This is a genomic window from Salinivibrio kushneri (assembly GCF_027286325.1).
Classification (GTDB): Bacteria; Pseudomonadota; Gammaproteobacteria; order Enterobacterales; family Vibrionaceae; genus Salinivibrio; species Salinivibrio kushneri_A.
Genome location: NZ_CP114588.1, coordinates 2738364 through 2750087, shown reverse-complemented (window position 1 = coordinate 2750087; position 11724 = coordinate 2738364). Strand labels below are relative to the sequence as shown.

The window sequence follows — 11724 nt, the reverse complement described above, 5'->3', positions numbered from 1 at the left end:
TCAGTGTGTCCCATTCGTCTAGAGGCCTAGGACACCGCCCTTTCACGGCGGTAACAGGGGTTCGACTCCCCTATGGGACGCCATTGGGTTGTTAGCTCAGTTGGTAGAGCAGTTGACTTTTAATCAATTGGTCACAGGTTCGAATCCTGTACAACCCACCACACTATTGTGGGCGATTAGCTCAGTTGGGAGAGCACCTCCCTTACAAGGAGGGGGTCACTGGTTCGAGCCCGGTATCGCCCACCACGCTTTAAAGGTTTTTACTTAAGAATCTTTAGAACGTGGTTTATTTAGCAATAAACGACATGCTCTTTAACAATCTGGAAAGCTGACAAGTCATTCTTTAAAGAATGACAGTAAAGTTCTCAATCAGTGACATGTAATGTCACTCACACAATCAAGTGTGCTTGGGCTTTGTCTTAGTGATAAGCAAAGTCTCTATTTTGAGTCCGGCAAAAACAAAACCTTAATTAGTTGATGATTCAACACTCAGTGGTTTTGCGACGCAGATTTCTTTTTTAGACAATCTCGCGCAAAAAAAACCTCTTGGGGTTGTATGGTTAAGTGATTAAGCGTAGACGGTGGATGCCTTGGCAGTCAGAGGCGATGAAGGACGTACTAACCTGCGAAAAGCGATGGTGAGCTGGTAAGAAGCATTTGAGCCATCGATGTCCGAATGGGGAAACCCACCTGCATAAGCAGGTATCTTAGCGTGAATACATAGCGCTAAGAGGCGAACTCGGGGAACTGAAACATCTAAGTACCCGAAGGAAAAGAAATCAATTGAGATTCCGGCAGTAGCGGCGAGCGAACCCGGAGCAGCCCTTAAGCGGCTTAGGCGTTAGGTGAACAGGTTGGAAAGCCTGGCAATAAAGGGTGATAGCCCCGTAACCGACGGCGCCTTAGACGTGAAAACGAGTAGGACGGGACACGTGATATCTTGTCTGAACATGGGGGGACCATCCTCCAAGGCTAAATACTCCTGACTGACCGATAGTGAACCAGTACCGTGAGGGAAAGGCGAAAAGAACCCCTGTGAGGGGAGTGAAATAGAACCTGAAACCGTCTACGTACAAGCAGTGGGAGCCTCCTAGTGGGGTGACCGCGTACCTTTTGTATAATGGGTCAGCGACTTAATGTAAGTAGCAAGGTTAACCGCATAGGGGAGCCGTAGGGAAACCGAGTCTTAACTGGGCGTCGAGTTGCTTGCATTAGACCCGAAACCGAGTGATCTAGCCATGGGCAGGTTGAAGGTTGAGTAACATCAACTGGAGGACCGAACTCACTAACGTTGAAAAGTTAGGAGATGACCTGTGGCTAGGGGTGAAAGGCCAATCAAACTCGGAGATAGCTGGTTCTCCCCGAAAGCTATTTAGGTAGCGCCTCGGACGAATACTACTGGGGGTAGAGCACTGTTAAGGCTAGGGGGTCATCCCGACTTACCAACCCTTTGCAAACTCCGAATACCAGTAAGTACTATCCGGGAGACACACGGCGGGTGCTAACGTCCGTCGTGGAGAGGGAAACAACCCAGACCGCCAGCTAAGGTCCCAAAGTTATCGCTAAGTGGGAAACGATGTGGGAAGGCTCAGACAGCCAGGATGTTGGCTTAGAAGCAGCCATCATTTAAAGAAAGCGTAATAGCTCACTGGTCGAGTCGGCCTGCGCGGAAGATGTAACGGGGCTAAGCGATACACCGAAGCTGCGGCAATGTCCTTATGGATATTGGGTAGGGGAGCGTTGTGTAAGCTGTTGAAGGTGAGCTGAGAGGCTTGCTGGAGGTATCACAAGTGCGAATGCTGACATGAGTAACGATAAAGGGGGTGAAAAACCTCCTCGCCGGAAGACCAAGGGTTCCTGTCCAACGTTAATCGGGGCAGGGTAAGTCGGCCCCTAAGGCGAGGCCGAAAGGCGTAGTCGATGGGAAACGGGTTAATATTCCCGTACTGCTACTTACTGCGATGGGGGGACGGAGAAGGCTAGGTGGGCCTGGCGATGGTTGTCCAGGTTCAAGTGCGTAGGCTGATTTCTTAGGCAAATCCGGGAAATCAAGGCCGAGACACGATGTCGAGCCACCAAGGTGGTGAAGTCATTGATGCCATGCTTCCGGGAAAAGCCTCTAAGCTTCAGGTAAGTAGGAACCGTACTCCAAACCGACACAGGTGGTCGGGTAGAGAATACCAAGGCGCTTGAGAGAACTCGGGTGAAGGAACTAGGCAAAATGGTACCGTAACTTCGGGAGAAGGTACGCTGCCCGCGGTGAAGTCCCTTGCGGATGGAGCTATGGGCAGTCGCAGATACCAGGTGGCTGCAACTGTTTATTAAAAACACAGCACTGTGCAAAATCGAAAGATGACGTATACGGTGTGACGCCTGCCCGGTGCCGGAAGGTTAATTGATGTGGTTATCGCAAGAGAAGCCATTGATTGAAGCCCCGGTAAACGGCGGCCGTAACTATAACGGTCCTAAGGTAGCGAAATTCCTTGTCGGGTAAGTTCCGACCTGCACGAATGGCGTAATGATGGCCACGCTGTCTCCACCCGAGACTCAGTGAAATTGAAATCGCAGTGAAGATGCTGTGTACCCGCGGCTAGACGGAAAGACCCCGTGAACCTTTACTACAGCTTGGCACTGAACATTGAGCCTACATGTGTAGGATAGGTGGGAGGCTTTGAAGCGGCGACGCCAGTTGCTGTGGAGCCATCCTTGAAATACCACCCTTGTATGTTTGATGTTCTAACTTAGCCCCATTATCTGGGGTGAGGACAGTGCCTGGTGGGTAGTTTGACTGGGGCGGTCTCCTCCCAAAGCGTAACGGAGGAGCACGAAGGTGGGCTAATCACGGTCGGACATCGTGAGGTTAGTGCAATGGCATAAGCCCGCTTAACTGCGAGAGTGACGGCTCGAGCAGGTACGAAAGTAGGTCATAGTGATCCGGTGGTTCTGAATGGAAGGGCCATCGCTCAACGGATAAAAGGTACTCCGGGGATAACAGGCTGATACCGCCCAAGAGTTCATATCGACGGCGGTGTTTGGCACCTCGATGTCGGCTCATCACATCCTGGGGCTGAAGTCGGTCCCAAGGGTATGGCTGTTCGCCATTTAAAGTGGTACGCGAGCTGGGTTTAGAACGTCGTGAGACAGTTCGGTCCCTATCTGCCGTGGGCGTTGGATGATTGAGGGGAGCTGCTCCTAGTACGAGAGGACCGGAGTGGACGAACCGCTGGTGTTCGGGTTGTGTCGCCAGACGCATTGCCCGGTAGCTAAGTTCGGCACAGATAAGCGCTGAAAGCATCTAAGCGCGAAGCTGGCCCCGAGATGAGTCATCCCTAGAGCTTCGAGCTCTCTAAAGGGTTGTTCTAGACTAGAACGTTGATAGGCAGGGTGTGTAAGCGCTGTGAGGCGTTGAGCTAACCTGTACTAATTGCCCGTGAGGCTTAACCATACAACACCCAAGAGGTTTTGGGTTGGACTTAAAATAAAGCCAGTTGATTGTGGCGAGAACGAACAGCTTTCTAGGTTGATGGTTTTCACTTTTAGAAAAGTGAAGACAAAACAAAATTTTGCTTGGCGACCATAGCGCTTTGGACCCACCTGACTCCATGCCGAACTCAGTAGTGAAACGAAGCAGCGCCGATGGTAGTGTGGGGTCTCCCCATGTGAGAGTAGGACATCGCCAGGCTTTGATTACAATTGATTAAAGCAAAGAGATATAAGCCTTTAATCATACAGAATTGGTGCGGAGTGGTAGTTCAGTTGGTTAGAATACCGGCCTGTCACGCCGGGGGTCGCGGGTTCGAGTCCCGTCCACTCCGCCACTACTTAGAAACCCTAGCTGAAAAGCTGGGGTTTTTTGCGTTTAAGCCCCAGCATCATTGTGTTGGGGCTTTTTGTGTTTATCGCATGACATCGAGTAGGGCGTTGAGTAAAGGCTCTTTTGAGCGGGAAGCTTTACAACAAAGGCCCAGTTCGAGAGGTTGCACAATTTCTTGGCGTAAGCGCTCAACCTTGTCTTTTACTGGGCTGTTATCAATCACCACATCTGGCGCGACACCAATACCACAGCCCAATGCCACCATACTGACAATCGCCTCATGGCCTGCTATTTGTGCGTAGACGTTTGGCTCGATACCTTTACTGGTCAACCATTGATCAGCGAGTTCGCGCGCTGTCCCTGCTTCGGGCAAGATTAACGGTGTGTGCTGCCAGTCAATGGCTTGTAGGTCAATGCCGCTACTGGCCATTGCCGGTGCGATAACTGACAAACTGACTGTATCAATCGGTTGAAACACCAAGCTGGATGACAAGCGCTTGGGTTTAGCGGCAATAGCAATGTCGGCGCTGTTGTCTTGCACCTTCTCTTCTGCTTGAGCGGGGTCGCCGGTCAGCAGTTGTAGCTCGATATTTGGGTATTGCTGACGAAACCGCGCGAGGAGCTCAGGTAAATGGCTATAGCTTGCCGTGACTGAACAAAAGAGCGTGAGCTTACCGCCGAGCAAGGAGGCATGTTCATTGATACTGGCCTTCGTGGTGTGCCAAAGCTGCAGGATATCGCGTGCGACGGGAAGCAGCGTTTTACCTGCTGGGGTGAGATCGACCGCTTTATTGGTACGAATAAACAACGGCTGACCAATATCTTCTTCGAGACGTTGGATGATTCGGCTCAGCGCAGAAGGGCTGACGTGCATTGCTTGTGCGGCCCGGGTATAGCTTTTGGTGTCACAGAGGTGGAGAAAGCCCGTGAGTTGCTTTGCATTCATGATTTCACGTTGCTGTAATTGCAATGTTATGTTGTGAATATATCACTTTAGGCAATATAGTGGTTAGGGTAGTATCAAAAATAGGCGGTGAAAACACACCCAATCACGGATTTGAATCAATGGAGCACACCATGGCGAACTACTTTAATACCCTGAATTTGCGTCAACAATTGGAACAATTAGGCGTATGCCGATTTATGGATCGTGACGAATTTTCGTCTGAGGCTGAATTCCTCAAAGGTAAGAAAGTGGTGATTGTAGGCTGCGGTGCGCAAGGGCTCAATCAAGGCTTAAACATGCGCGACTCGGGCCTTGATGTGGCTTATGCACTACGTCAGGCTGCCATTGATGAAAAACGTCCTTCTTATCAGAACGCGGTCGAAAATGGATTTGAAGTAGGTAGCTACCAAGATTTGATCCCACAGGCAGACTTGGTGATTAACCTTACGCCAGATAAACAGCACTCCAACGTGGTTGAAACCGTGATGCCACTGATGAAAGAGGGTGCTGCGCTTGGTTACTCACATGGCTTTAATATTGTCGAAGTCGGTCAGCGTATCCGTGAAGACATTACTGTGGTTATGGTTGCGCCAAAGTGCCCGGGTACCGAGGTGCGTGAAGAATACAAACGCGGCTTTGGTGTTCCGACCCTGATTGCTGTTCACCCAGAAAATGATCCTAAAGGTGAAGGCTTTGAGATTGCGAAAGCCTGGGCAGCCGCTACCGGTGGTCACCGTGCTGGCGTACTTGCATCCTCATTCGTAGCAGAAGTGAAATCCGATCTGATGGGCGAACAAACCATCCTGTGTGGCATGCTGCAGGCTGGATCCGTCGTTTGTTATGAGAAAATGATCGCAGAGGGTGTTGAGCCAGGTTATGCGGGCAAACTGATTCAGTATGGCTGGGAAACCATTACGGAAGCGCTGAAGTTCGGTGGTATCACCCATATGATGGATCGCCTGTCTAACCCTGCGAAAGTCAAAGCTTTTGAGCTGTCAGAGTCGCTTAAAGAACTGATGCGTCCCCTTTATAACAAGCACATGGATGACATTATCTCTGGTCATTTCTCTGCAACCATGATGGCCGATTGGGATAACGACGATAAAGACCTTTTCACTTGGCGTGAAGAAACGGCACAGACTGCTTTTGAAAATTATCCCGAGTCGGATGTAAGCATCAGTGAGCAAGCGTTCTTTGATAACGGTATTTTGATGGTCGCGATGGTGCGTGCAGGGGTTGAGCTCGCTTTTGAAGTGATGGTGTCATCCGGCATTATCGAAGAGTCAGCGTATTACGAGTCATTGCACGAACTGCCTTTGATTGCCAATACCATTGCGCGTAAGCGTCTTTATGAAATGAACGTGGTCATTTCAGACACGGCTGAGTACGGTAACTACCTATTTGCAAACGTCGCGACACCGCTGCTGCGCGAGCACTTTATGCCAACAGTGGGTGCTGATGTGATTGGTAAAGGACTTGGAGAAACCTCCAATCAGGTCGACAACGCCACCTTAATCGAGGTCAATGACCGTATCCGTAACCACCCGATTGAGTATATCGGCGAGGAATTGCGCGGCTATATGACCGATATGAAGCAGATTGCGCTCGATAACGCATAACGCTTAGCGTTCGACACAAAGTGGAAAGAGAAGCCTGGCCTGAGGGTCAGGCTTTTTTGTGTACGTGCAGTTTACTCTTGATTATCTGCCGACTGATCCACTTTTGCTTCCATGGCTTCAAGCTTGGCTTCGAGCTCGGTGAGCTTTTGACGGGTGCGTAGCAACACCTGAGTTTGCACATCAAACTCTTCACGGCTTACCACGTCGAGCTTGGTGAGCTGGCCTTGAATAGCTTGGCGCACACGGCTTTCCATATCCGTGCCTAACTCTTTAACAGGCTGAGGCATGGCGTCGTGAATTTGCTTGGCCATTTGCTCAAGTTTTTTGGGGTCAAACATGGAATACTCCTTTATTAACTGTCTTTATTCTATGTAAATACGCACAGCTTGTCGAAAGGATGATAAAAGAAAAGGGCCCGAAGGCCCTTTGGGTTAGTGTGATGCGCGATAGTCTTCATCGAGCTTATCAAGTTCATCGTCTTCGACAAACACAGGCAGTGGTTTGTGCTTGCTGGCCAGATAGGTATAAATCACTGGCAGAACGAATAGCGTGAATAACGTACCGATAGCGAGACCTGCTACGATCACAACCCCGATGCTAAAGCGTTGCTCGGCGCCTGCGCCGGTGGCAAACATTAGCGGGATTAGGCCTGCAATCATCGCGGCAGTGGTCATCAAGATCGGACGCAGACGAATCTTGGCCGCTTCTTTCACTGCGTCCATTCGGCTGGCTTGATGATGCAGTTGCTGCTCTTTGGCGACCTCACAGATCAGAATACCGTGTTTAGTAATCAGACCTATCAAGGTTATTAGCCCGACTTGTGAGTAGATGTTCATGGATGACAGCCCCCATGCGAGCGCAATCAAAGCCCCGCAAATGGCGAGCGGCACAGAGACCAAGATCACCAGTGGGTCGAGCAAGGATTCAAACTGAATCGCAAGGACCAGATAAATGATCGCCAACGCGAATAAGAAGGTGGCATACAGCGCACTGCCTTCGGTTACGTATTGACGAGACTCACCGAGGTAATCGTGCTGATAGCCTTTAGGCAACTCTGCCGCTTTGCTCTCAAACCAATCCACCGCCGTACCCATGGTGACCCCTGGTGCAGATACCGCGCTGATAGTGGCAGCATTTAGCTGATTAAAGTGCGGCAGTGAGCGAGGCTCCGCTGTCACTTCAATGTCAATCAGTGAGCCCAATGGAATGGAATCACCGTTGGCCGCACGCACGTAGTAGTTCTCGATCGATTCAGGATTGAGGCGATATTTACGCTCAACTTGTGGGATCACTTCGTACGAGCGGCCATCAAAGTCGATACGATTGACGTAGCCATCGGCCATCATGGTGCCAATGGTGGCGCCAATATCACGCATGGTCACGCCATACGACCCAGCTTTGTCTTTATCAATGCTGATGTTCATGGTGGCCGAATCAAAGTTGAGGTTAAGCTCCGAATAGACGAAATTCGGGCTAGATTGTACCTCTGACATAATTTCGGCGGTCACTTGATAGAGACTTTCGAAATTGTTCGGTGTCGTCACCACAAACTGGATTGGCAAGCCAGACGAAGCACCGGGTAGCTCTGGCATTTCAAAGGTAGTGACCTTCATGCCAGGGATGTCTTTCACTTCGTTAGCCATGCGTTTTACCACTTCGGACTGACTGGCTTCCCGTTCACTCCAAGGTACCAGCGAGGCGATACCAAACGCTTGATTTGACTTGGGTACACCAGAGAAGACCTGCGAAAAAGCCACTTCTGGTTGCTCGTCAAGTTTTTGGTTCACTTCCGCCATGCTGTTTTGGATATAATCCAGGTTGGCTGTAGAGGGGGCGGTACCCATCATTACCACCACGCCTTTATCTTCCGATGGCGCAAGCTCACTGGGGATAAAGTTAAACAGCACAGGCAAAGAGGCAAAGACGATCACCGCAAAGGACACCACCACAGGACGGCGTTGCATCACCTTACTGAGGATGCGCGCATACTTGTCGGTCATGCCATCCAAGAAGCGGTGCACGGCAAGCTCAAAGCGACTTGGCTTGGCGTTGGCTTTCAACATGGTTGAACACATTACCGGTGAGAGTGTCAACGCGACAATCCCAGAGACAAACACCGCCCCGGCAAGGGTTAACGCAAACTCTTTAAACAGCGATCCGGTGATCCCGCCCATCATCGCGATAGGGGCATACACGGCCGCCAGCGTCAGGGTCATTGAAATCACGGGCACAGCAATCTCGCGTGTCCCTATGATGGCCGCGCGGAAAGGCGATTCTCCCAGCTTGATATGGCGGTCGATGTTTTCCAATACCACGATTGCATCGTCGACCACCAAGCCGATAGCCAATACCATCGCCAACAGGGTCATCAAGTTGAGCGAGAAGCCAATCATTTCCATCACCAGTGCCACACCAATCAGGGACAGTGGGATGGTAATAATGGGGATAATCACCGCACGGAACGAGCCTAAGAACAGGGTAATCACCACCAAAACGATCAGTGCCGCTTCAATGATGGTTTTGATTACCTCATTGATGGACTCATTGATTGCATTGGATGAGTCATACAGCACATTCATCTCGATATTGCTTGGCATGTTGCGCTCAACTTCCGGCAACATGTCCATGACGTCAGCAGCAATATTGATGGGGTTGGCCGACGGGGTAGCATTGATCGCGGCGACAACGGCTTCAGAGCCATTGGCCAGTGCGCGTACCCGATCGTGGCTTTTCTCGAGCGAGACGTTAGCGATATCCCCAAGACGCACGACGCGGCCATCTTGAGTATCTACCACCAAATTACGCAGCTCTTCGGGCGTAGACACCTGGGTGTCAGCGCTACCGTTATAGATCATAAAGGTACCAATCGCCTGACCGGTAGCTGACTGGTAGTTGTTGGCATCGAGCACGGACATCACGTCGGTGGCTGCTAATTTAAATGCCGCCATTTTTTCAGGGTCGAGCCAGACACGTAGGCCATATTTGACCCCGCCGTACAGGTCGATTTTGGAGACGCCATCCACGGTAAACAGCTGAGGCTTGACCACGCGCTCGAGGTAGTCAGTGATCTGACTGGAGTCGAGTTCGGGTGAGGTGAAGCCAATATACATCACCGCGGTGGTTGACCCTGTCGACATGGATACCGAGGGATCTTCGGACTCGGCAGGAAGCTGAGCACGCACCGAGTTTACCTTGGCCAGAATATCGGCCAAGGCGGCGTTAGGGTCGGTATTGAGCTTCATGTTGACCGTAATGGTCGAGGAGCCAAGCACCGACTCTGAGGTCATAAAATCAATATTATCAGCTTGGGCCACGGCTTGTTCCAGCGGCGTCGTGATGAAGCCCTGAATCAAGTCGGCGCTGGCACCATAATAGCTGGTTGTGATGGTGACCACGGTATTGGTCATCTCCGGGTATTCCCGAACCTGCATCTTGAATAAAGATTGCAGACCAAGCAGCGCAATCAGAATACTGATTGACGCGGCTAGTACGGGGCGCCGGATAAAAATATCAGTAAAGCGCATCACATCCTCGTCTTACAATTGAGGTAATTGTTCTGGTGGTGTGAGAGCGTCGTTTTCGACGATTTTCACTTTGGAGCCATTGCTCAATCGCACTTGGCCAGAGGTCACAACCTGATCACCAGGCTCGAGACCGTCGATAATGCGCGCTTGATGGCCACGACGTTCACCAACCTTGAGTACTTGCTGATAAGCGCGCTTTTCCCCTTCTTCTTCGCGGATGACGTAGACGCTTTCTCCGTACAAATTAAAGTTAATCGCGGTTTGATCGATCACGATTTGCTCGTCAATGGTGGGCAGAACGATATCGGCACGGGCAAACATGCCTGAGCGCAACTGGCCGTCGTTGTTGGGGATATTGGCTTCCACTTTAATCAGGCCGCTCTGGCTGTTGACCGCAGGCTCAATGGCACTGATAGAGCCGATGAATTCCTTTTCAGGATACGCGTCGACAGTAATGCGTAACGGCTGGCTCAGACGGATTTTGGAGATATCCGTTTGTGGCACGGTAAAGCGCAGCTTCATCACCGAGGTATCTTCTAAACGAGCAATATCGGTACCTGGTTGTAAGTATTCACCTAAGAAAACATCACGCAAACCAATCACGCCATCGAAGGGGGCTTGGATATTACGACGGGCGATGGTGGCTTTCAGTGCATTGATGTCCGCTTGTAGCGAGCGATAATTCGCCTCGGCTTCGTCCAATGCTTCTTTAGAAATTGACCCTTTGGTAAATAGTCCTTGGTAGCGTTTAAACTTGGCTTCCGCCGCCGGTAGGCGCGCTTGCGTGCTGGCTAAATTAGCTTTTTCAACACTCGAGTCGAGCTCGACCAGGTTTTGTCCACGCTCAACGGTTTGGCCAGACTCAAAATTAATCACATCGACGACACCGGCAATTTGGGTGGTTAAGGTGATCCCTTGGTTAGGCTCAACAAACCCAATGGCGTCAAGCGTTGGTGTCCAAGGCTCAGCCTCAACCGTCACCGCGGTGACTGGGTGGGTGGGCTCTGGCATGTTTGCCATATACTCTGCAATCTTTTGCTGCTTGAACAGGTTGAAGCCAATCACACTGCCAAACAGCAGCAGTGCGAGGATAACCATAAAGAAAAACCATTTTTTCATCGAAGTAAGCTCCGAACGTCGTTAGTGAAGAGAAATTGCATCCCAGCAAGCGTGGATCGCATCTGCGATAGCATGACTGTCCAGGGTTATAACACCCCGAACCTGTTTGCGAGCTAAACAAAAAGCGGGTTCGAGTCCCAAGGTGATTAACACCTCATCATCTAGGGACTTGAGCACACCTTGTTGCTTACCTTCTTGAAAGACTTGATAAAGGTCAGAGAAGGCCTCTCGCTCCCGCTGAGCGTGTAACTGGTCGTCCCGTGGCAGCGCATCAAACTGGTCTCGAGACAATAGCAGATGATCGCGTTGTAGCATCATGGTCCAAGTATTGCGCCATAAGCGTTCAAACTGACGTTTGAGTGTCGGTTCATCCTTGACCCCTTGCTGGATATGGGTCGCACACTGCATCATCAGGTGTGAAGACAGTTGGCGAAGCAAATCATCCTTGTCTTTGAAATAGCGATAAATGGTCCCTGCCGCGACATGTGCTTGTGTCGCCACTTGTTGCATTGAGACTTTATCGAGCCCGACCGTCGCGATTAATTGCTCGGTCGCGGCAAAGATTTGCGTACGTTTGTCCATAGGTAATGCACCAAGCAATGAATGAACATTCATTCATTTTAGGGCGCTTTTTGTGCAAATGACAAGCATAAAGAGTAGCAAGAAAAAAAACCTCCAGCTTGGGTGAGATAGACATCAGTT

6 protein-coding genes, 4 tRNA genes and 2 rRNA genes are annotated in these 11724 nt (G+C 50.6%); 7 read left to right on the top strand and 5 right to left on the bottom strand.

The annotated features are described in order from the left end of the window. Positions 1–7 precede the first annotated feature (7 nt). From N8M53_RS12635 to N8M53_RS12610, 6 genes are all read left to right on the top strand, one after another. Positions 8–83: transfer RNA gene (locus tag N8M53_RS12635), tRNA-Glu, on the top strand. Between the two features lie 2 nt (positions 84–85). After that, a tRNA-Lys gene (locus tag N8M53_RS12630) sits at positions 86–161 on the top strand. A gap of 9 nt (positions 162–170) precedes the next feature. Further along, positions 171–246: transfer RNA gene (locus N8M53_RS12625), tRNA-Val, on the top strand. Between the two features lie 312 nt (positions 247–558). Then, positions 559–3445: ribosomal RNA gene (locus N8M53_RS12620) — 23S ribosomal RNA — on the top strand. Between the two features lie 121 nt (positions 3446–3566). Then, a 5S ribosomal RNA gene (gene rrf, locus N8M53_RS12615) occupies positions 3567–3682 on the top strand. A gap of 59 nt (positions 3683–3741) precedes the next feature. Further along, a tRNA-Asp gene (locus tag N8M53_RS12610) sits at positions 3742–3818 on the top strand. Positions 3819–3896: 78 nt separating this feature from the next. Here the strand turns inward: N8M53_RS12610 and ilvY are convergent. Continuing rightward, on the bottom strand, positions 3897–4760 hold the full coding sequence (gene ilvY, locus N8M53_RS12605; RefSeq protein WP_269579019.1) for an HTH-type transcriptional activator IlvY: 864 nt from the start codon (positions 4758–4760) through the stop codon (positions 3897–3899). Between the two features lie 131 nt (positions 4761–4891). Here ilvY and ilvC point away from each other — a divergent pair, with 131 nt between their 5' ends. After that, the gene (ilvC, locus tag N8M53_RS12600) at positions 4892–6379 is read left to right on the top strand and encodes a ketol-acid reductoisomerase (RefSeq protein WP_269579018.1); all 1488 of its coding nucleotides are present in this window, start codon (positions 4892–4894) and stop codon (positions 6377–6379) included. Positions 6380–6450: 71 nt separating this feature from the next. Here the strand turns inward: ilvC and ubiK are convergent, their stop codons facing one another. The 4 genes from ubiK to N8M53_RS12580 form a co-directional block, all read right to left on the bottom strand. Beyond that, positions 6451–6717: a ubiquinone biosynthesis accessory factor UbiK gene (gene ubiK, locus N8M53_RS12595; RefSeq protein WP_077773151.1), complete on the bottom strand. Its 267-nt coding sequence runs from the start codon at positions 6715–6717 to the stop codon at positions 6451–6453. Positions 6718–6810: 93 nt separating this feature from the next. Then, positions 6811–9903, bottom strand: a complete 3093-nt coding sequence (locus tag N8M53_RS12590; RefSeq protein WP_269579017.1) for a multidrug efflux RND transporter permease subunit — start codon at positions 9901–9903, stop codon at positions 6811–6813. A 12-nt stretch (positions 9904–9915) separates the two neighbouring features. After that, a complete protein-coding gene (locus tag N8M53_RS12585) occupies positions 9916–11022 on the bottom strand; it encodes an efflux RND transporter periplasmic adaptor subunit (RefSeq protein WP_269579016.1) in 1107 nt (368 codons plus the stop codon). A 21-nt stretch (positions 11023–11043) separates the two neighbouring features. After that, positions 11044–11604 (bottom strand): TetR/AcrR family transcriptional regulator, encoded by a 561-nt coding sequence (locus N8M53_RS12580; protein WP_269579015.1) that lies wholly within the window; start codon positions 11602–11604, stop codon positions 11044–11046. Positions 11605–11724 lie beyond the last annotated feature (120 nt).